The 19,306-nt window shown below is 66.3% G+C and carries 18 protein-coding genes; 9 read left to right on the top strand and 9 right to left on the bottom strand.

From position 1 onward, the window contains the following. Positions 1–270 precede the first annotated feature (270 nt). On the top strand, positions 271–1,893 hold the full coding sequence (locus tag ACE3SL_RS01585; RefSeq protein ID WP_374524009.1) for a TonB-dependent receptor: 1,623 nt from the start codon (positions 271–273) through the stop codon (positions 1,891–1,893). Positions 1,894–2,486: 593 nt separating this feature from the next. Here ACE3SL_RS01585 and ACE3SL_RS01580 read toward each other — a convergent pair. The 4 genes from ACE3SL_RS01580 to ACE3SL_RS01565 form a co-directional block, all read right to left on the bottom strand. Then, a complete protein-coding gene (locus ACE3SL_RS01580; RefSeq protein ID WP_374524008.1) occupies positions 2,487–2,984 on the bottom strand; it encodes an SRPBCC domain-containing protein in 498 nt (165 codons plus the stop codon). Between the two features lie 25 nt (positions 2,985–3,009). Beyond that, on the bottom strand, positions 3,010–3,723 hold the full coding sequence (locus tag ACE3SL_RS01575; protein WP_374524007.1) for a hypothetical protein: 714 nt from the start codon (positions 3,721–3,723) through the stop codon (positions 3,010–3,012). A gap of 10 nt (positions 3,724–3,733) precedes the next feature. Further along, the gene (locus tag ACE3SL_RS01570; RefSeq protein ID WP_374524006.1) at positions 3,734–4,714 is read right to left on the bottom strand and encodes a flavin reductase; all 981 of its coding nucleotides are present in this window, start codon (positions 4,712–4,714) and stop codon (positions 3,734–3,736) included. Between the two features lie 223 nt (positions 4,715–4,937). Then, positions 4,938–6,080: a helix-turn-helix transcriptional regulator gene (locus tag ACE3SL_RS01565; RefSeq protein WP_374524005.1), complete on the bottom strand. Its 1,143-nt coding sequence runs from the start codon at positions 6,078–6,080 to the stop codon at positions 4,938–4,940. A gap of 181 nt (positions 6,081–6,261) precedes the next feature. Here ACE3SL_RS01565 and ACE3SL_RS01560 point away from each other — a divergent pair, with 181 nt between their 5' ends. After that, positions 6,262–7,818 carry a FadD3 family acyl-CoA ligase gene (locus tag ACE3SL_RS01560; RefSeq protein WP_374524004.1) on the top strand — a complete coding sequence of 519 codons (1,557 nt, stop codon included), beginning with the start codon at positions 6,262–6,264 and terminating at the stop codon, positions 7,816–7,818. Positions 7,819–8,060: 242 nt separating this feature from the next. Here ACE3SL_RS01560 and rplI read toward each other — a convergent pair whose 3' ends face one another. The 4 genes from rplI to ACE3SL_RS01540 form a co-directional block, all read right to left on the bottom strand. Beyond that, positions 8,061–8,693: a 50S ribosomal protein L9 gene (rplI, locus tag ACE3SL_RS01555; RefSeq protein ID WP_374524003.1), complete on the bottom strand. Its 633-nt coding sequence runs from the start codon at positions 8,691–8,693 to the stop codon at positions 8,061–8,063. A 13-nt stretch (positions 8,694–8,706) separates the two neighbouring features. Beyond that, positions 8,707–8,931, bottom strand: coding sequence for a 30S ribosomal protein S18 (gene rpsR / locus ACE3SL_RS01550; protein WP_037554562.1), 225 nt, complete (start codon positions 8,929–8,931; stop codon positions 8,707–8,709). Positions 8,932–8,942: 11 nt separating this feature from the next. Then, positions 8,943–9,308 (bottom strand): 30S ribosomal protein S6, encoded by a 366-nt coding sequence (rpsF, locus tag ACE3SL_RS01545; protein ID WP_374524002.1) that lies wholly within the window; start codon positions 9,306–9,308, stop codon positions 8,943–8,945. A gap of 361 nt (positions 9,309–9,669) precedes the next feature. Beyond that, positions 9,670–11,079: a Mur ligase family protein gene (locus tag ACE3SL_RS01540; protein WP_374524001.1), complete on the bottom strand. Its 1,410-nt coding sequence runs from the start codon at positions 11,077–11,079 to the stop codon at positions 9,670–9,672. Positions 11,080–11,253: 174 nt separating this feature from the next. On the opposite strand from ACE3SL_RS01540, the gene ACE3SL_RS01535 reads away from it, so the two are divergent. Genes ACE3SL_RS01535 through fabG form a run of 4 tightly spaced genes read left to right on the top strand, consistent with a single transcriptional unit; the run spans position 11,254 to position 14,274 of the window. Further along, on the top strand, positions 11,254–12,081 hold the full coding sequence (locus ACE3SL_RS01535) for an LD-carboxypeptidase (protein ID WP_374524000.1): 828 nt from the start codon (positions 11,254–11,256) through the stop codon (positions 12,079–12,081). Positions 12,082–12,125: 44 nt separating this feature from the next. Further along, entirely contained in the window at positions 12,126–13,064 is a 939-nt protein-coding gene (fabD, locus tag ACE3SL_RS01530; RefSeq protein WP_374523999.1) for an ACP S-malonyltransferase, read from the top strand. 32 nt (positions 13,065–13,096) lie between these two features. Further along, positions 13,097–13,534 carry a GxxExxY protein gene (locus ACE3SL_RS01525; protein ID WP_374523998.1) on the top strand — a complete coding sequence of 146 codons (438 nt, stop codon included), beginning with the start codon at positions 13,097–13,099 and terminating at the stop codon, positions 13,532–13,534. Continuing rightward, entirely contained in the window at positions 13,534–14,274 is a 741-nt protein-coding gene (gene fabG, locus ACE3SL_RS01520) for a 3-oxoacyl-[acyl-carrier-protein] reductase (protein WP_374523997.1), read from the top strand. Before ACE3SL_RS01525 ends, fabG begins: the two co-directional genes overlap by 1 nt. 129 nt (positions 14,275–14,403) lie before the next feature. Here the strand turns inward: fabG and ACE3SL_RS01515 are convergent, their stop codons facing one another. After that, positions 14,404–16,488 carry a TonB-dependent receptor gene (locus ACE3SL_RS01515; protein WP_374523996.1) on the bottom strand — a complete coding sequence of 695 codons (2,085 nt, stop codon included), beginning with the start codon at positions 16,486–16,488 and terminating at the stop codon, positions 14,404–14,406. A gap of 195 nt (positions 16,489–16,683) precedes the next feature. On the opposite strand from ACE3SL_RS01515, the gene ACE3SL_RS01510 reads away from it, so the two are divergent. The 3 genes from ACE3SL_RS01510 to ACE3SL_RS01500 are packed head-to-tail and all read left to right on the top strand — an operon-like array spanning position 16,684 to position 19,297. Next, the gene (locus ACE3SL_RS01510) at positions 16,684–17,655 is read left to right on the top strand and encodes a cysteine synthase A (RefSeq protein ID WP_374523995.1); all 972 of its coding nucleotides are present in this window, start codon (positions 16,684–16,686) and stop codon (positions 17,653–17,655) included. Further along, positions 17,652–18,059: a hypothetical protein gene (locus ACE3SL_RS01505; RefSeq protein ID WP_374523994.1), complete on the top strand. Its 408-nt coding sequence runs from the start codon at positions 17,652–17,654 to the stop codon at positions 18,057–18,059. Before ACE3SL_RS01510 ends, ACE3SL_RS01505 begins: the two co-directional genes overlap by 4 nt. Next, positions 18,056–19,297, top strand: a complete 1,242-nt coding sequence (locus ACE3SL_RS01500; protein WP_374523993.1) for a hypothetical protein — start codon at positions 18,056–18,058, stop codon at positions 19,295–19,297. The genes ACE3SL_RS01505 and ACE3SL_RS01500 overlap by 4 nt, the downstream gene beginning before the upstream one ends. The last annotated feature ends 9 nt before the right edge of the window (positions 19,298–19,306 follow it).

Below are 19,306 nucleotides of genomic sequence, written 5' to 3'. Positions count from 1 at the left end.
GCTGCGCGCGCCTCCGGTCGGGCTACGCCCGCCCTCCGCCGCACGCAGCGCAAGGCCATCTTCAACAAACCAGCATCATATCCGAAAAGGGGGTCCCTCTTCGACGCCGATCGGGGGTCCCTTTTGAACGCCGTTTGACATCAGGATTCGGGCGTCGCGGTCAAGATCGGCTATCTGCACAGCCAGCGCGACGGCACGGTCGACAATCTGCTCGAACCCTCGGACAAGCGCGATCCCGGCGCGCGCAACACCGACGCGCTGCGCGCGGCGGTGCGCTTCGACAAGGGCACGGGCTTCACGCTCGACTATGTCTTCGACCACAGCATCCGCGAAGGCCGCGCCAATGCTTTCCAGCTTCGCGCGATCCGCCCCGACATCCTCGATTATCTGAGCTTCTCGCCGGCGTTCGGCGGCACCGCGCCGCAGGTCTCGCAGGACCGGCTGTCGCAGATCCGCCTCGACCATGACGGCAATGTCCGCGACAAGGTGCAGGGCCATGCGCTGACCCTCAACCTCGACATCGGCGACGCGACGCTGCGTTCGATCACGGCATTCCGCCGCTGGGACAATATCATCGACGGATCGGACCTCGACGGCAACGGTGGCCTCGTCGGCTTCCTCGTCAGCCCGGCGATCCTCGTGCCGCCGAATGCCTTCATTCCCCAGGGTATCGGGCCGATCGATCTGTTCCACACCAGCAACGAACGCCATCAGAAGCAATTCTCGCAGGAATTCAACCTGATCGGCACGATCGGCAGCGAGCTCGACTATGTGCTCGGCGCCTATTACTTCCGCGAGCGTGCGACCGAGGTCAATCCGCAGGGCTTCACCCTCGTTCTGCCTTCGCCGGTGCCGATCCCGATCGCGCCGGGGGTCAATCTCAACAGCTTCGGGGTCAATGTCGACTCGCTGCTGTCCTATCGCCACATCTCGCAGTCGATGGCGGCGTTCGGCCAGGCGACCTGGAAGCCGGCGGCGCTCGACGGCCTCAGCATCACCGGCGGCATCCGCTATACCGAGGACAAGAAGCATCTGATCCAGACCGCTCCGGTGCCACCGGCGCCGCGCGACCTGACCCGCAAGTTCCACCGCCTGAACTGGCTGGCGAACATCGCCTATAGCTGGACCGACGACATCATGACCTATGCCCGTGCGAGCACGGGCTACAAGGCGGGCGGCTTCAACGCGCGCGCCGCGGATAATATCGGCTTCAATCCCGAGGATCTGACCTCCTACGAGATCGGGTTCAAGAGCGAGCTGTTCGATCGCCGGGTCCGCTTCAACGTCGCGGCGTTCCACGCCATCTACGACGATCTGCAGGTGCAGCAGTTCCTCGCCGGCACCGGCGGTGCGTCGAGCACCACGGTCAATGCGGCCAAGGCGACCTATACGGGCATCGAGGCCGAGCTTCAGGCACGGTTGTTCGACGGTTTCACGGTTGACGGCTCGATCGGCTACACCGACCGCAAGTACAAGAAGTTCCTGTTCGTCGATCCGACGACAGGCGTCGCGAGCGATATTTCGAAGATCGCGAAGTTCCAATATTCGGTGGCGACGACCGCCAATGTCGGCGCCCAATATGAAACGGCGGTCGGAAACGCGGGCAATTTCATCGCGCGCGTCGACTGGAGCTATCGCAGCAAGGTCTATTGGCATCCGGTCAACCCCTTCAACGACGTGATCGCCGACGGTGGCGTCGGCCTGCTCAACGCGCGGGTGTCGCTGGCGGACATCCCCGTCGGCGGGTCGAAGGCGACAATCTCGTTGTGGGGCAAGAATCTGACCAAGAAAGATTATGTGCTCTCGGGCATCGACTTTGGTTCGCTGGGTTTCGCCGGGGTGATGTACGGCGACCCGCGCACCTATGGCGTCGAGGTCGGCTTCAAATTCTGACCCGATCCTTCGGGGTGATTGAAAAGACGGGTGCCGAGGGATCGGCGCCCGTCTTTTTCTTTATCTGCCAGGTTGTTCCTGACGTTTGCTTTGGGATGGAAGCCCGCCTGCTGTTTTGAGGCGAGTTGTCCGCCTCTGGCGCGTAACACCGCAAAAGCGCGCATGCGCGCTGTGATCTGTGTCTTTTGTGGCTTTAGGGGCTTGCCTTATCGTGCCGGGAGCAGTCGTAAAGCGACAAAGGATACCGATGTGCAGGCCGAAACTGTCTCCTTTGTCGCTTTAACGCAGTCCCGGGAAAGCCGGTGATGTCAAAGAGCGGCGTCAAGGCTGGCATGGCAGGGTAAAGTAGGACAGCGATTTTTTCCGGGGCGGTCGGCGGCGGTTTTGGGGTGGTGAGCGGACGCTGCCCTTTCTTTACTTCGTCATCCCCGCGAAAGCGGGGACCCAGAGCGTCCGTCCGCTTACCCATCCCTGGGTTCCCGCTTTCGCGGGAATGACGAAGGGAGAGAGTGCGGCAATTCCCGGTCGAAAGCGGTGACCACCTATGTGCTCCCCGCAAATATGCGGTCGCCTTTTGCGTTACGCTAGCCGGGCTAAGCCCCCGCGTGCATCGCCTCCGCCCGTGCCTTCAACGCGTAGGCGGTGTCGTCGAACGCGCGCTTTACCCATGGCCCCGCGAAGCGCATCACATGGATGCCGTTCGGGCCGAGAAAGGCGTCGGTCGAATGATAGGCGCATGCCTCGTCGCCCAGCGGCTCGATAATCTGGTCGCGCCGCGCCGGGTAGGGCCAGGCGTCGTCGTGCGGCAGCGCCCACGACAGCAGCCGCTCGGGCTCGAAGGCGCAGACATATTCGCAATTGGGGAAGGTCACGCCTTCTTCGATGTAGCTTTTCAGTGTCATGTGCACCGGCGCGCCCATTTCGAGCGTCGATTCCGCCGCGATGCAGAAGGGGTTCCATTCGCCGTAGCGCGGCAGATCGAGCAGTATGGCCCAGACCACCGCGGCGGGCGCGGCGATCTCGACGCGTTCGGACCGCACGATCGCGTCGGGGTCGGTATAGGTCAGCGCATCGTCCACGTGCTCGGTCATCGTCACCTCTCCAGTCTTTATCGTTTCAGCCGCCGAGCCGCGAAATCTCATATTGGCTCGTCGGAATGCAGTCGATCCGGTCGAAATCGATGAAGCGTGCGCAGCTTTCCATCATCCGCTGCTGGTTCTCGGCGAGGCGGGCGGTATCGCCCACCGCGTCGAAATAGGCGGCTTCGTCGTGCAGCGCCGCGGCGGGAAAACATTCCTCGATCATCGCGGCAAAGGCCGGCGCGCCATAGGTCAGCGGCCGGACGATCAGATTCTGGACATATTCGAAATTGGCCTGCGTCTCGATCGCGACCGGCGTCTGCTGGCGCTCCCAGATGTCGCGCCACGCCGTCCAGCTAAGCCGCGGGGGGAGGCCGAGAAAGACGATTTGCGAAAAGCCTTCGGTACGTTCGCCGGGTTGGGGCGGATGGAGCCGGTTGGGCAGGGCGGTCGATTCGCTGGCGAGCCATGCGGCATGGCGCGGCGCCGCTTCGGCGATGATCGCATCGACGTCGGCGCGCGCGACGTCGTTGGCGCTGTCGAGCCACAGCTGGACCACCGCTTCCATCTGCGGCTGGATCGACGCCATGCGCGGCGATGTGCCGGCGGCGACGGCGTCGTCCTGGATGTTAATGCGCAATGCGTGCGCGTGGCCGGAAAGCTGGGGCGCAATCCGGTTCAGCAGATGGTCGTTGAACTGCTCCCGTGCTTCGCTTGCATCTTTCCACAGCGCATAGATGATCTTTTCCATCGGGGACCCTTCAGTCGGCGCCACGATCCGAAGCCCAGGGATCGGGCAGGCCGGGGTCGGTGTGGCGGATGACATGCTTGAGCAGATGCTTGAGCAGCGCCGTCTCATTGTCGTCGAAGGCGCCGAGCGCATCCTCCTCCGCCGCTTTCGCCGCCGCCGCCAGCTCGATCAGCGTCCGGCGCCCGGCGTCGGTCAGCCACAGCCGTCCGTCCGGCTCGTCGCGCCGGACGATGCCGCGTTCGGTCAGCGAACGGCTATGATCGTCGGTCAGGCGCGCGCCGGTGAAGCCGATCATGTCGGCGATCTCCTGCGCGGTGCGGCCGTCCTGAATGCCGAGGATGCTGAGCGCGAAATGGCCGGTGGCGTCGAGGCCATGCTCCGCGAGGCTCGTCTGCATCCGCGCATAGAGCTGGAAATGCGCACGGCCCAGCAGATAGCCGAGGAAATCCTCGCCGAAGCGGCCGGGCGCTTCGGCATCGGCCGCGTCGCTTGCGGTCAGCGCCGCCGCGCGCCGTGCCGCGAGCGCATAGCGGCCGCCGTGGAAGAGCAGGGGCGCGCGGTCGTCATGGTCGAAGGCGATGACCTCGCCGACGAAGATGACATGGTCGCCGCCCTCATATTGATAGGCGGTCCGGCACTGGAAGCGCGCGGCGCAGCCGGCGAGCAGCGGGACGTCCCCTGCGCCGCGCTCCAGCGTCAGCCCGGCGAACTTGTCGGCACCGCGCTTGGCGAAACCGTTCGACAAGGGCTCCTGATCGGCGGCGAGGATATGCACCGCGAAATGGTCCGCGTTGCGAAAGGCATCCATGCTCATCGAGTTGCGCGCGAGGCTCCACAGCACCATCGGCGGATCGAGCGAGACCGAGTTGAAGCTGTTCGCGGTCAGCCCGCAATCCTGCCCGGCGGCATCGCGCGTGGTGACGATCGTCACCCCGGTCGCAAAGGAGCCCAGCGCATTGCGAAAGGCGATCGGGTCCGCGTTGCTCGCCATGCCTGTCGTCGCTCCTCTTTCGCGCCCGGTCGCCGGGCCATGGGGAAGCTTAGCGGTGCGGGGCGGCGCTACATCGGCCAATTGGACTAGGTGGCGCGTCGTCGGTCGAAAAAGCCGCGTGTCCCCGCGAAGGCGGGGACCCATCTTCGGCCGGCTCAAAATGGCACGGACCGGAGATGGACCCCCGCCTTCGCGGGGGAACACGGCTTTTATGCGTTATATACTACCCCAGCACCGCAACGCTGCGCAGGATCAGCCGGACGAGATCGGCCTGGCGGCCGACCCCGGTCTTGCTGAGGATCGTCTTGCAATAGCTGCGCACCGTATTCTCGGTAAATTCCAGCTTTTCGGCGGCTTCGGACAGGCTGAGCCCCGACGCGAGCAGCGCCGCGAGTTGCGCCTCCGACGGCGTCAGGTCGAAAATCTGCGCGACGAGCCCTTCGAGCGGCTGATGGTTGTCGAGCCCCGAGACATAGACGACCGCCGCGGGGCCCGCCTCGTTGCCATAATGCGACCGCGCCTCGATCGAGCGGACGAGGATGCCGAGATGCCGGTCGAAATCGGCCTCGACGCGAAGGCCCTCGGCGAAGCTGCCGCCGTCGCGGTGCGCCGCGACTGCATGGCCGATCAGCTTCTGGAGCTGGGCATTGCCCGACTGGCTGGCGAGCGCGAGCCTGTCGTTTGCGGCGCGCAGCCCCTTGTTCGACCGCGCCAGCGCGCGGCCCGCGCTGTTGCTGCGGAGGATGCGTCCCGCGCCGTCGAGGATGAAGGTGCAGAGCGTCAGCCGGTCGAGCGTGTCGATCATCACCTGCACCTCGGTCTCCTCGCGCCGCAGCCGCGCGAAGAGCGCGAGCGACAGTTCGAGATGCGGGCGCAGCGCGATCAGCATCGCCTTGTCGGCATCCGAAAAATCCTCGCCGCCGGGTCCGTCGGTCAGGCCGACATTGCCCTCCCACCCGCCGGGTTCGGAAATATACATGCCGAGCTGATATTCGATGCCATAAGGCTGCAGGATTTCGGCGTAGAAGCGGCTGCCGTGCAGGGCGTCGGGCGAGACGATCTCGCTCAGCCGGTAGATGTCGCCGGGCCGCGCAAGGGCGTTGCGCAAGGGGTCGAGGTCGCCGAGCTCGGCATGGATGCGGTGGATGCGGCGCGCTTCCTGCTCGGCGATCGGCAGCGGCGGCGCCCAGATGATGAAGGGCGGCATGCCCGGGCGGCTCAGCCGCAGGGTGATCGCTGCGCTCTGGCGCTGCATCCGGCGGCTCAAGGCTTCGAGGAAGCCTTGCCACGGCGTGTCCTCGAGCGGGCCGCGATAGATCAGCGTCACCAGCTCGTCGACGTCGGCAACAGGCTTGTAGCTGGGCATTCCGACTCCGTTCCCCACGATCCGCCGCTTTCCTCTATAGGCCGCACCCCTTGCACGGCAACATCCCGGCGACATCGATGCCGGAGCCCCCGTATAGGGGTTGTGGCGCGCGGCGCGGCGCGTCACCGGGGCAGATACGAAAAAGGGTGCGCGCGAGATGCGTGCGCGAAGCGGAGAGACGATGGCCGTGTCCGAACCGAAGATGACGATCCCGCATATGATTCTGGGTGCCGCGGCGGCCCACGCCGGCCGCGTCGCGATCCGCGGCGAGGATGGACGCGAGGTGGCTTATGAGGATTTGCCGTCGCTGATCCGCGCGAGCGCCGCGGCCTTCGTGGCCGCGGGGGTGTCGCCCGGCGACCGTGTCGCGATCTGGGCGCCCAATTCGACCCGATGGATCATCGCGGCGATCGGCGCGCAGGCGGCGGGCGCGGCGATCGTGCCGCTCAACACCCGGCTGAAGGGACGCGAGGCGGGCTATATCCTGCGCGCGAGCGGCGCGAAGCTGCTCCTCACCGTCGGCGAATTTCTCGGCACCGACTATCCCGCGCTGCTCGCCGGCGAGGATCTGCCCGATCTCGGCGGGATCGTGCTGCTCGAAGGCGAGGGAGAGGGCCTGCCCTGGGCCGAGTTTCTGCGCCGCGGCGAAGAGGTGGCCGACGCGGCGGTCGCCGAACGGCTTGAGGCGCTTGGCGAAGGCGATGTCTGCGATATCCTCTTCACCTCGGGCACGACGGGCAATCCGAAGGGCGCGGTGACCACGCACGGCCAGAATGTCCGGCTCTACCGCGCCTATGGCGGGGGGCTCGGCTATGGCCGCGACGATGTGTTCCTGATCATCAACCCCTTCTTCCACAGCTTCGGCTACAAGGCGGGCTGGCTCGTCGCGCTGATGCATGGGGCGACCGTGCTGCCGCATGCCGTGTTCGATACCCAGCGCGTGCTCGAACGTATCCAGAACGAACGGGTGACGCTGCTGCCCGGGCCGCCGACGATCTTCCAGAGCCTGCTCGCCGGACCCTGGCGCGACCATGATCTGTCGTCGCTGCGGGTTTCGATTACCGGCGCGGCGTCGGTGCCGGTGACGCTGATCGAGGAGATGCGCGGTGCGCTCGGCATCGATGTCGTGCTCACCGCTTATGGGCTGACCGAGACGTGCGGCGTCGTGACGATGTGCAGTGCTGACGACGATGCAGAGACCGTCGCGAATACCGCGGGAAGGCCGCTGGACGGCATCGATATCCGGCTCGTTGACGGCGAAGGGCGCGACGTGGCGGCGGGCGAGGCTGGCGAACTGCTGGTACGCGGGCCGAACGTCATGCAGGGCTATTTCAACGATCCCGCCGCGACCGCCGCCGCGATCGACGCCGACGGCTGGCTGCGCACGGGCGACATCGCGGTGCGCGATACGCGCGGCAATGTGAAGATCACCGACCGTGCGAAGGACATCTTCATCGTTGGCGGCTTCAACGCCTATCCTGCCGAGATCGAGGGTCTGCTCGCCGCGCATCCCGCGGTGCTGCAATCGGCGGTGATCGGGGTGCCCGACGAGCGGCTCGGCGAAGTGCCGATGGCCTTCGTCGTCCTGCGCCCCGGCGCGGCGGCATCGGCGGAAGAAATTATCGCCTGGTGCCGCGACAATATGGCGAACTACAAGGTCCCGCGCCGGGTCGAAATACTGGACGCGCTACCGATGAACGCGGCGGGGAAGGTGCAGAAGTTTTTGATTAGGGGGTGACGGGTTTCGACCGAGAGTTGCCGCACTCTCTCCCTTCGTCATTCCCGCGAAAGCGGGAACCCAGGGATGGGTAAGCGGACGGACGCTCTGGGTCCCCGCTTTCGCGGGGATGACGAAGTAAAGAAAGGGCAGCGTCCGCTTCACACCCCAAAGCGGGCATCGAAACCGGCGTCTTCAGGCAAAGAAAAAGGCTCCGGAACTGCATGTTCCGGAGCCTTTTGACTCTTGTGGAAGCAAGAAGCTCAGGCTTCTTCGGCTTCGTCCGCAGCGGGCGCTTCCCCGGCCGCGATGTCCGACGGAGCGGGTCCCACGTCCTCATATTCGTCTTCGCTGTCGGGCTCGAGCGCCGAAGCGACCGCCTCGGCCTGTTCTTCCTCGAACATGGCGGCGATCACGTCGATGCCCTGGCTTTGCATCTCGGCTTCGTCGGGCGAGCGCGCGACGTTGACGCCGACGGTCACGACGACCTCGGGGTGCAGCTTCACCTTGACGTCGAACAGGCCGAGCGACTTGATCGGGCGTTCGAGCTCGACCATCGCCTTGGTGATGTTCGCGGCGCCGTCCTCGACCAGCGCATCGACGATGTCGCGCACCGAGACCGAGCCGTAAAGCTGGCCGGTGTTCGACGCCTGACGGATCAGGACGACCTGCTTGCCGTCGACGTCCTTGGCGCGGCCTTCGGCAGCGGTGCGGCGTTCGGCGTTGTCGGCCTCGATCTTCGAGCGGTTGGCTTCGAACAGCTTGCGGTTGGCGTCGTTCGCGCGCAGCGCCTTGTTGTTGGGCAACAGGTAGTTGCGGGCAAAGCCGTTCTTGACGGTGACGACATCGCCGATACCGCCGAGTTTCTCGATACGTTCGAGCAGGATGATTTCCATGACGCTGCCCTCCTTACTTCACAATGTAGGGGAGCAGGCCGATGTGGCGCGAGCGCTTGATCGCCTTCGCCAGCTCACGCTGCTTCTTGGTGGACACCGCGGTGATCCGCGACGGGACGATCTTGCCGCGCTCCGACAGGTAACCCTGGAGCAGGCGGACGTCCTTGTAATCGATGACCGGTGCGTCCTTCGCGCTGAAGGGGCAGGTCTTGCGGCGACGGAAAAAGGGTCGTGCCATGGTCGTTATCCTTATTCTTCGCCGTCGCGGTCACGGCCGCGGCCGCCCCGACGTTCCTGCTTGCGCATCATCACCGACGGACCCTTTTCGAGCTCGTCGACCTTGATGGTCATCCAGCGGATGATGTCTTCGTTGATCGCCGCCTGGCGCTCGATTTCGGCGACGGCATCGCCCGGCGCTTCGACCGACAGCATCGCGTAGTGGCCCTTGCGGTTCTTCGCGATCTTGTAGGCGAGCTGCTTCAGGCCCCAGGTTTCGGTCTTGTGGACCTGACCCTTATATTCGGTCACGATGTTCGTGACGCCTTCGGCGAGCGCATCGACCTGAGCCTGGCTCAGGTCCTGACGCGCGATAAAAACATGCTCGTAAAACGGCATGGTCTGCGTCCTTCGATTTGGCCGATCGCTGATTTCGCGCCAATCGCGAAACCCCTCCGGCTGTCGTCAAGCCTTGCGGATTGATGCAAAGCAAACGGGGCGAACGGCACAAGGCCTCGCCCCGAATGAGCGCGCCTATACAGATTTCGGTACAAGAAGCAAGGGCTGGGGAAGAATGGGATTCGCGCAGAGTCGCAGAGATCGCCGAGGGGAGCGAGTCGGTTCACGCGGAGGCGCGGAGAGAAAGCGCTTGCCGCGAAGCAGCCTTATTCCTGCGACTTCACGCTGCAAACTGACGGGGTATTGAGAAAGGGGCCGATCGGCCCGCCCATCTCCGCGCTTCCGCGTCTCCGCGTGAACTTCAACCCTCTGCGCCTCTGCGCGAATCCCATTCTCCAAGCTTCTCCAGCAACTCCTGCCCGAATTCGGTCAGCGTGTCGTCGCGCGCGCCGAGGATCAGGATGCGGTCGCCCGGCTCTGCTGCGTCGAGCATCGCCGCGCCGCATTCGGCGCGGGTGGTGAGGTGCACGGCATCGGCGCCGCTCCCGACGATATCGGCGACCAGCGCCTCGCTGCCGGTGCTGCGGTCGACGGTGCCGCCGAAATAGACGGGATCGCTGACGAACAGCCGGTCGCCGTCGCGCATGCCTCTTGCGAAGCTCGCGGCGAGTTCGCGTCCCATCTGGCGGAGCGGGCCATAGCCGTGCGGCTGGAAGAAGAGGAGGGCGCGGCCCGGCAGTTCGGCGACCGCCGCGAGGGTCGCGGCAACCTTGTCGGGATTATGCGCGAAATCGTCGATAACGGTGACGCCGGCCGCTTGCCCAAGTACTTCATAGCGGCGCGCGAGGCCCGCGAAATCGGCGAGCGCGGCGACCGAGGTCGCGACGGGGATGTTGAGCGCGCGCGCCGCGGCGATCGCGGCGAGGGCGTTGGCGGCATTATGGCGTCCCGGCATCCGCAAACGGACGTCGTGCGTGTCGGCGGCGAAGTGGACCCGGAACCGGCAGCCATCGGGCAGCGCCTCGAAATCGCTGCCGCGCATCGCCGCGGCGTCGGAGAAGCCGAAACGCATGATGTTGCCGCCTGCGAGCAGCGGCGCCGATTCGGCGTCGTCGGCGTTGACCACCGCGACGCGCGCTTTGGCCGCGAAGTCGCCGAACAGCCGGTGCAGCTCGTCGAGGCTCTTGTGATCGAGGCTGATGTTGGTGACCACCGCGACGTCGGGGCGGTAGAGCGCGATCGAGCCGTCGCTTTCATCGACCTCGCTGACATAGGTCGCTGCGTCGCCGACGAGGGCGCTGGCGAAGGGCGTGCCGTCGCTTGCAAAGTTGCGCATGACGGCGCCGTTCATCACCGTCGGCTTGCGGCCCGCCCGGTCGAGAATCCAGCCGATCATGCCGGTGACGGTGGACTTGCCGCTCGTCCCGCCGACGCCGACGGCCCGATCCGCGGCGTTGAACAGCACCGCGTTGAGGTCGGCGCGGGTCAGGCGTGGCAGGCCGAGCGCGTTCGCAGCGGCGATGTCGGGTACGCTGTCCTCGATCGCGGCCGAGGCGACGAGCGTCTGGCCCGCGGCGACGCCGCTGCCGTCCTGAGGGAAGAGGCGGAGGCCGCGGCTTTCGATCCAGTCGAACTTGCCCGGCGTGCGGCCCTGATCGCGGCTGCGGTCCGATCCTGAGACCGCGGCGCCGCGCGCGGCGACGATCATCGCGAGCGGCAACATGCCCGACCCGCCGATGCCGCAGAAGAAATAGGATTTGTTTTCGGCCATCGCGCGGCGTTATGGCCTTGGCGAAGGGTTTGCAACCGGCCGCATGATGATATTCATAAGCCTCGTCATTGCGAGCAAAGCGAAGCAATCCAGGGCGGTCTACGCCTGCTCTGGATTGCTTCGCTTTGCTCGCAATGACGAAGTGAATCAATCGAGGATTATCGGATTCCAGTCATGCGCATAGGTATCGTCGCCCCCTCAACTCCTATCCTTCCCGACGATGCCGAGGCCGTGCGCGCTATTGCCGCGATCGGCTATCCTGACATCGAGCTTGTCTTCGACGAGCAATGCTTCGCGGTCCACGGCCATTTCGCGGGCGAGGACGGGCATCGCTTCGCGGCGCTGGTCGAGATGGCGAACCGGTCCGACATCGATGCGGTCTGGTTCGCGCGCGGCGGCTATGGCGCGTGCCGGATCGCGGAGGATGCGGTCGCGGCGATGACCGATGCCGCGCGCCGCAAGGCCTTCCTCGGCTATTCGGATCAGGGCAATCTGCTGGGGTGTCTCTATCGCGAGGGCTTCGACCATGTCGCGCACGGCCCGATGGTCGCCGATATCCGGCGCGAGGGTGGCGATGCGGCGGTGATGCGCGCGCTCGACTGGCTCGTCGCGCGCGATCCGGCGGCGTGCGAGCCCGGGCTCGATCATGGCGCGCGCCACGCGGCGTTCAACCTGATGACGCTGTCGATGCTGCTCGGCACACCCTTGGAGCCCGACCTGTCGGGGCATGTGCTGCTGGTCGAGGAGGTCAGCGAATATCTCTATGCCTTCGACCGCGCCTTCTTTCATGTCGCGAGCTATCTGGCGCCGCGCGGGCTGGCGGGGCTGCGGCTGGGGCGCGTCAGCGACGTGCCCGAAAACGACCGGCCGTTCGGGATGGAGGCCGAAGAAATAGCGCGGGACTGGTGCGCGCGCACCGGCATTGCGTGGTTCGGCCGCGCCGACATCGGACATGATGCGGCGAACAAGGTCGTGCCCTTCGGCTTGCATCGCGCCGGGTGAGGGAATAGGCGCGCGGTAACGAATATCACCGCAGGGGACGCAACATGCGCGCATTCATCTTTCCGGGTCAGGGCAGCCAGGCGGTCGGCATGGGCAAGGCGCTCGCCGATGCGTCGCCGGTGGCGCGCGAGGTGTTTCAGGAGGTTGACGAGGCGCTTGGCCAGAATCTGTTCAAGCTGATGAGCGAGGGCCCCGAGGAGGAACTGACGCTCACCGAGAATGCCCAGCCCGCGATCATGGCGAACGCCGTCGCAACGCTGCGCGTGCTGGAGAAGGAAGGCGGCGTGACGCTTGCGGGTAAGGCCGATTATGTCGCCGGCCACAGCCTCGGCGAATATAGCGCGCTCTGCGCTGCGGGGGCGTTCGACCTTGCGACCGCTGCGCGGCTCCTGAAGACGCGCGGGCAGGCGATGCAGGCCGCGGTGCCGGTTGGCGTCGGTGCGATGGCGGCGCTGCTCGGCGCCGATATCGAGACGGCGCAGAAGCTGGCAGATGCTGCGGCCGAGGGCGAGGTCTGTACCGTCGCGAACGACAACGATCCGTCGCAGGTCGTGATCTCGGGCCACAAGGGTGCAGTCGAGCGCGCGGTCGCTTTGGTCAAGGATTTCGGCATCAAGCGCGGCGTGCTGCTGCCGGTGTCGGCGCCCTTCCACTGCCCGCTGATGCAGCCCGCCGCCGACGCGATGGCCGAGGCGCTCGGCGCGAACCCGCCAGTGGCGCCGCTGGTGCCGGTGATCGCGAACGTCACCGCCAGCCCGGTGAGCGACGCCGACACGATCCGCGACCTGCTCGTACAGCAGGTGACGGGCCGCGTCCGCTGGCGCGAAAGCGTCGCGTCGATGGAGGACATCGGCGTCGGCCAGTTCGTCGAATTCGGCGGCAAGGTGCTGTCGCCAATGGTCAAGCGCAGTGCGTCGGGCGAGGTCGAGACGGTGAGCGTGATGTCGATGGATGATATCGAGGCGCTGCTGAAGTTTCTTTGAAGTTCGCGCGGAGACGCGGAGGCGCGGAGATTATGGTGCAAGACATCGATGTCGTGAGCGGCGATGTGTTGGATTTGTCGCTCCGTATCCATCGTGATCTCGGCCCCGGTCTGCTCGAAAGCGTTTATGAAACCGTTCTGGCAGGGAAGCTTGCCACAGCGGGCTACAAGGTCGATCGGCAAAAGCCGATCGACATTTTATTCGAGGATATGCGTTTCGACGGGGCCTTTCGGATTGATCTGCTCGTCGATGATCGACTCCTGGTCGAAATCAAGTCCGTCGGGCAATTGCATGCGGCCCACGCCAAACAATTATTGACCTATCTTCGGCTCACGGGCCAATCGGTTGGCTTGCTCATCAACTTTGGCGGCGCCACGCTCAAGGAAGGCGTCAAGCGCATCGTTAACGACCATAAACCCTCCGCGTCTCCGCGTCTCCGCGTGAACCGGTCATCATCAGGAGAAGTATAATGTTCGATCTCACCGGCATGACCGCCCTCGTTACCGGCGCTTCGGGCGGCATCGGGTCCGCGATCGCGCAGGCGCTCGCGGCGCAGGGCGCGCGGCTCGCGGTGTCGGGTTCCAATGCCGAGAAGCTGAACGCCTTTCGCGACACGCTCGGCGGCGACCATGTCGCCTTGCCGTGCAACCTCGGCGATGCGGCGGCGGTCGATGCGCTCGTGCCGTCGGCGGTCGAGGCGCTGGGGCAGATCGATATTCTCGTCAACAATGCCGGGGTGACGCGCGACAATCTGATCCTGCGGATGAAGGACGAGGAATGGTCGGACGTCATCCGTATCAACCTCGAGGCGAATTTCCGCCTCGCGCGCGCGGCGGCGAAGCCGATGATGAAGGCGCGCTTCGGGCGCATCATCTCGATCACCAGCGTCGTCGGCGCCACTGGCAATCCGGGGCAGGCCAATTATGCGGCGTCGAAGGCGGGCGTCACCGGCATGACCAAGGCGCTGGCGCAGGAGCTTGCGAGCCGCGGCATCACCGTCAATTGCGTGGCGCCGGGCTTCATTGCGACCGCGATGACCGACGACCTGCCCGATGCGCAGAAGGAAGCACTGAACCAGCGCATCCCCGCGGGGCGGATGGGCGAGGGGAGCGATATCGCGGCGGCGGTCGTCTATCTCGCGTCGAAGGAAGCGGGCTATGTTACCGGGCAGACCATTCATGTGAATGGCGGGATGGCGATGCTGTCTTAAATCGCCGGTGCGCAAGTAAAGCTGTGCGCTCCCGCAAAGGCGGGAGCCCATCTTCGGTCGGTGCCATTTTGCGGCGGCAGGAGATGGGTCCCCGCCTTCGCGGGGACACGCGGCTTTTTGTGGGTGTCTTCAGAAACTCGCGCGGGCGGTCAGGCGGATATCGCGGCCCGCGAGCGGGACATAATCCTTGGTGAAGCTCGCGTGGCGGCGCGCGTCGACGTCGAAGATGTTGTCGGCGGCGAGCGTCAGCGACAGATTCTTGGTGTCGGGAAGCGGGCGCCAGGTCAGCGAAGCATTGACCAGCGTGAAGCCCTTGGTCGCGGTCTCGAACGGCGCGATGCGGGTCTGGTCGTCGGTCCATTCGACCTCGGCGCGTGCGTCGATCCGTTCGCTCGACGCTTCGAGCCCGCCGCGGATGCGGAGTGGCGGGATGCGCGGCACATAGGGGCCGTCGGTGATCTTTGCGCGCGTCATGTCCGCCGTCGCATCGGCGAGGATGCTGAAGCCGCCGATCTGCGCCAGCGGCGCGGCGCCCTCGAACTCGAAGCCCCAGACGCGCGCCTTGTTCTGGCGGAACTCGAACAAAGGCAGGTCGTCGGCGATCAGCCCGGTGTCGGTTTCATAGATGAAATTGTCGAACCGGCTCGCATAGCCGGTAAGTCCCGCCGACCAGCCATCGCGCTTGAACTTCAGCGAGGCTTCGCCGCCCCAGCTTGTTTCCTTGGCGAAATCGGGATTGCCGCGCTCATAGGTCAGCGTCGCGGCGTGCGGGCCGTCGGAGAGCAGTTCCTCGGCCGAGGGAGCGCGTTCGCTGCGCGAGATCGAGACGCTGGCTTTGAGCCCTTCGGCGAGCTGGTAGCTGAGCCCCGCCGCGCCCGACAGGCTGCTGAACGAGCGGTCGAAGCCGATGCTTTCGGCTCGCACCTGCGACTTTTCAAGGCGCAGCGCGCCTTCGAGCGTCACCGGGCCGCGTTCGAGCTCTTGCAAAGTGAAAGCCGCGATGCGCGTCGTTTCGTTCGCGGGCAGGAAAGCCTCGTCGCCGATCGCCGCGAAGTCGCGGAAGCTGTACTGGACGCCGCTCGCGCCGCGCCAGCCGCCGCGATCGTTCTGTGCCAGTTCGGCGCGCGCCTCGATCCCGCGGTTGGTGAAGCGGGTGCCGGGCTCGCCGTCGTCGAATTCGGTGTGGGCATAGTCGGCATAAGCGCCGCGGATGCGCAATTTCTCGAACAGGCCATCGCCGAGCTCGACCTCGCCGCGCAGATCGACGCGATACTGGCGCGCCTTGATCGTCGGCACTTCGTCGATGTCGGCGCGCGGCGGGATGCCATAGGCATCCTCGAGATAGCCGAAGCTGATGCCGAGCGAACCGCCGTCGTCGATGAACGCGGCGCCGACGCCGGCACTCTTGCTCGTGCTCTGGCTGTTGGGCACCTTGCCGCGGCTGTTCGCGGCGTCGGTCAGCCGCGCCGCCTCGTCGGCATCGCCGCCCGCGGTGGCGTCGGCGGCGAGGTCGAGCAGGTGCGCGCGCAGTTCGGGGGCGTAAATCAGCCCGCCGACGCGGACCTCATTGGAATCGCGGTAATTGCCGTCGGCGTGGACGACGAAGCGCTGGCCGACCGGCACGTCGATCGAGGCGCCGATGCTCTTGTCGTCGGCGGCGGTGCCGTAGCTCGCGAGCGCGTCGAGGTGGAAGGGCGCTTCGGGGATGCTGCGCGGGATGCGGCGGTCGAAGACATTGACCGCGCCGCCGACCGCCTGGCTCGAAAAGAGCAGCACCGACGGGCCGCGCAGGATTTCGATGCGCTCGGCGGTCAGCGGGTCGATCGACACCGCATGGTCGGCCGAGGTCGAGGAGGCGTCGATCGCGCCGAGACCATCGACCAGCACCGCCGCGCGCTCGCCCGAAAAGCCGCGCAGGATCGGGCGCGAGGCGCCGGGGGAGAAGCTGCTCGACGAAACGCCGGGCTGCGAGGCGAGGGTGTCGCCGATCTGGCCGCGAATGTCTTTCGCCAGCTTCTCGCCCTCCATCACCGAGACATTGCCGAGGATGTCGAGGCTGCGGACATAGGGCGCGGTGACGACGATCGGCTGGTCGGTGTGATAATCATCGTCGCCGGTCGGCTGCGGCGCCGCGTCCTGCGCGAAGGCGGGGGCGGCGATGGCGAGAGCGATAACGGGGGCGAGCGTGAAACCGGCGGTGGAGAGCAGACGCATGAAGGGGAGATCCTGTTGTTCGGGCGACAATTCGGCGCTTCCAGTAATGATATACTGTTACAAACGCAAGCCGGACCGGCGCAGGACGGATGCCGTTCGTCGGCGGTCGTGCCCCGTTGGTCGACAAAGCGGCGCGATATAGGGGGCAAGCGAAGCTGTCTTGCGGCGTTCGGGACAGCGCCTTAAATCGGGGGCATGACGATTGCGAAAACCAGCCTGGAGCTGATCGGCAACACCCCGCTGGTGCTGCTCGAAGGACCGAGCAAGGCCACCGGATGCGAAATCTGGGGCAAGTGCGAATATGCGAACCCCGGCGGATCGGTGAAGGACCGCGCCGCGCTCTATATCGTCCGCGATGCCGAAGCGAACGGCAGCTTGGCGCCCGGCGGCACGATCGTCGAGGGGACGGCGGGCAACACCGGCATCGGGCTCGCGCTCGTCGGCAATGCCTTGGGCTACAAGACGATCATCGTCATGCCCGACAACCAGAGTGCGGAGAAGATGGCGACTATCCGCGCGCTCGGCGCCGAGCTGGTGCTCGTGCCGCCCGCGCCCTTCGCCAATCCCGGCCATTTCGTCCACACCTCGCGCCGTATCGCCGAGGAAACCGACAATGCGATCTGGGCGAACCAGTTCGACAATATTGCCAACCGCAAGGCCCATATCTTCGGCACCGCCGAGGAGATATGGGAGCAGATGGACGGCCGCATCGACGGCTTCACCTGCGCTGCGGGCACCGGCGGGACGATCGCCGGGACGGGGTTGGGCCTCAAGGCGAAGGACCAGAATATCACCGTCGCGCTCACCGACCCGCATGGCGCAGGGCTCTACAATTATTATCAGTGCGGCGAGTTGAAGCCCGAGGGGTCGAGCGTCGCCGAGGGGATCGGCCAGAACCGCATCACCGCCAATCTGGAAGGCGCGCCGATCGACACCCAGTTCCGCATTTCCGACGCCGAAGGGCTCGCGGTCGTGCGCCAGTTGCTCGACGAGGAAGGGCTGTGCCTCGGCCTGTCGTCGGGGATCAACGTCGCGGGCGCGATGGCGCTGGCGCGGACGCTCGGGCCGGGCAAGCGGATTGCAACGATTTTGTGCGACAGCGGGTTTCGCTATCTGTCGACGCTCTACAATCCCGAATGGCTCGCCAGCAAAGGTCTCGCGGCATGACGAACGGCATGACGAACGGCATGACGAACGGCACGACGAGCGGCACGACTCCGGGGGCACCGGCACCGTCCGCGCCGGCAAATGATTCGATGCGGCGGCTGCAGATCGGCATTGCCGGGGTGCTGACCGTGCTGCTGCTCGTCGGCATGGCAGGGCTGATCGGCGATCGCGCGCGCCAGAATGCGGCGCAGGAGACCGCCGCGGAGCAGGTGGCGGCGCCCGGCGATGCGTCGAAACCCGCGAGCGCGCCGCTCGAGGAACTCGGCGTCCAGCCAGTGTCGAAGGACCAGAACCAGACGAGCGACGTGAAGACGCCGCAAGCGCTGCCTGCCGCGCCCGCGGCGGGGGTCCCCGACCTTGAACCCGATCCGGCACTCGCACGGGCCCGCCAATCGAAACAGTGACGGTGCGCCGCAGCCCGGCTGCGCTGGACGCCGCGATCGCGGTGGCGGCGCTGCTCGCGCTGGTGTGGTTCGCCGGCGGGCAGGCGCTCCTCGGGCGGATCGACCCGGCGCTGGTTTTGCCGTGGCTGGCGCTGGTGTTGGTGCCGTTCGTGATTCTGGAGCGATCGCAGCAAGCGCGCGGTAAAAAGCCGTGTTCCCCCGCGAAGGCGGGAGCCCATCTCCGACCGGTTCAAAATAGCGCCGACCGGAGATGGGCTCCCGCCTTCGCGGGAGCACGGCGCGTTTTGATTGCCATCATCTTGCTCCTGCTAGCTCAGGGGATTCTCGCCTTTGCGTTCGCCGGGCAAATGCCCTGGGTGCAATTGGCGCTCGTCGGCGCCGGGGCGGGGCTGGCCACTTGGTTCGCCTCGCTCCTGGCCGGATGGCGTGCGGGCAGGGTAGTGCGGAGCGTTGCCGCGCTGCTGCTTGTCGGGTCGTGGTTCGCGGCCAGCCATATGCTGCTCGCCACGCTCTATCGTGCGCCGCCGGCCCATGGCGCCTCCGTCACCATGCTGACCGGTCTGCCGCTCCGTTGGTCCGAAGGGGCCGACTTGTCGGCGATGCTGGCGCAGGGTCTCAACGAAGATCCCGCGCTCGTCCGGCTTGGCGCGGCGGGGCCGGTGCATCTGGTCGACAGCCTGATCGACAATCCGCCGCCGTCCGGCGGCGCGCTGCTCCTCGCGCATCCGCGCGCGCTCGCGCCGCGCGAGCTGGTGGCGATCGACGCTTTCGTGCGTGGCGGCGGACGCGCCGTCATCCTCGCCGATGCCCTGACCAGCTGGCCGATGCGCCACCCGCTCGGCGATCCGCGCAATCCGCCGGTCACGAGCCTGCTGACCCCGTTGCTCGACCATTGGGGCGTGACGCTGGGCGCGGCACCGGCGGCCGACCGGCGGATCGTGCCGGTTGACGTCGAAGGCGCCCGGCTGCGGCTGGTCACCGCCGGGCGGTTCGAGGCATTGCCCTCGGCCTGCCGCGCCTATGCCGACCGCCGCATCGTGCGGTGCCGGATCGGCCGCGGCGAGGCGTGGCTGGTGGGTGATGCCGACTTGCTGTTCGCGCCGCTGTGGGAGCCGGCGCCGCACTGGGCGGCGCATCTGCGGCAGGCCGATACGATGGAATGGCTCGCCACCCGTCTATGGTCCGAAGCGCCGCGGGCGCTCCTGCGGCCGCTCTGGATCAGCGCCGCCGCCGAATAGGCGAACCAA

The organism is Sphingopyxis sp., assembly GCF_041916015.1.
In the GTDB taxonomy this organism is placed as follows: domain Bacteria; phylum Pseudomonadota; class Alphaproteobacteria; order Sphingomonadales; family Sphingomonadaceae; genus Sphingopyxis.
Note: the sequence above shows the minus strand (reverse complement) of the source record. Positions and strands in the feature narration are given on the sequence as shown.

Bases quoted from the DNA above. Each gene is read 5' to 3' on its own strand.
- ACE3SL_RS01560 (WP_374524004.1), top strand. From the start codon at position 6,262: ATGGCCGTGTCCGAACCGAAGATGACGATCCCGCATATGATTCTGGGT.
- fabD (WP_374523999.1), top strand. From the start codon at position 12,126: ATGCGCGCATTCATCTTTCCGGGTCAGGGCAGCCAGGCGGTCGGCATG.
- rpsR (WP_037554562.1), bottom strand. From the start codon at position 8,931: ATGGCACGACCCTTTTTCCGTCGCCGCAAGACCTGCCCCTTCAGCGCG.
- ACE3SL_RS01540 (WP_374524001.1), bottom strand. From the start codon at position 11,079: ATGGCCGAAAACAAATCCTATTTCTTCTGCGGCATCGGCGGGTCGGGC.
- ACE3SL_RS01570 (WP_374524006.1), bottom strand. From the start codon at position 4,714: ATGGCGAGCAACGCGGACCCGATCGCCTTTCGCAATGCGCTGGGCTCC.
- ACE3SL_RS01510 (WP_374523995.1), top strand. From the start codon at position 16,684: ATGACGATTGCGAAAACCAGCCTGGAGCTGATCGGCAACACCCCGCTG.
- ACE3SL_RS01525 (WP_374523998.1), top strand. From the start codon at position 13,097: ATGGTGCAAGACATCGATGTCGTGAGCGGCGATGTGTTGGATTTGTCG.
- ACE3SL_RS01505 (WP_374523994.1), top strand. From the start codon at position 17,652: ATGACGAACGGCATGACGAACGGCATGACGAACGGCACGACGAGCGGC.
- fabG (WP_374523997.1), top strand. From the start codon at position 13,534: ATGTTCGATCTCACCGGCATGACCGCCCTCGTTACCGGCGCTTCGGGC.
- rpsF (WP_374524002.1), bottom strand. From the start codon at position 9,308: ATGCCGTTTTACGAGCATGTTTTTATCGCGCGTCAGGACCTGAGCCAG.
- ACE3SL_RS01580 (WP_374524008.1), bottom strand. From the start codon at position 2,984: ATGACCGAGCACGTGGACGATGCGCTGACCTATACCGACCCCGACGCG.
- rplI (WP_374524003.1), bottom strand. From the start codon at position 8,693: ATGGAAATCATCCTGCTCGAACGTATCGAGAAACTCGGCGGTATCGGC.
- ACE3SL_RS01575 (WP_374524007.1), bottom strand. From the start codon at position 3,723: ATGGAAAAGATCATCTATGCGCTGTGGAAAGATGCAAGCGAAGCACGG.
- ACE3SL_RS01515 (WP_374523996.1), bottom strand. From the start codon at position 16,488: ATGCGTCTGCTCTCCACCGCCGGTTTCACGCTCGCCCCCGTTATCGCT.
- ACE3SL_RS01535 (WP_374524000.1), top strand. From the start codon at position 11,254: ATGCGCATAGGTATCGTCGCCCCCTCAACTCCTATCCTTCCCGACGAT.
- ACE3SL_RS01565 (WP_374524005.1), bottom strand. From the start codon at position 6,080: ATGCCCAGCTACAAGCCTGTTGCCGACGTCGACGAGCTGGTGACGCTG.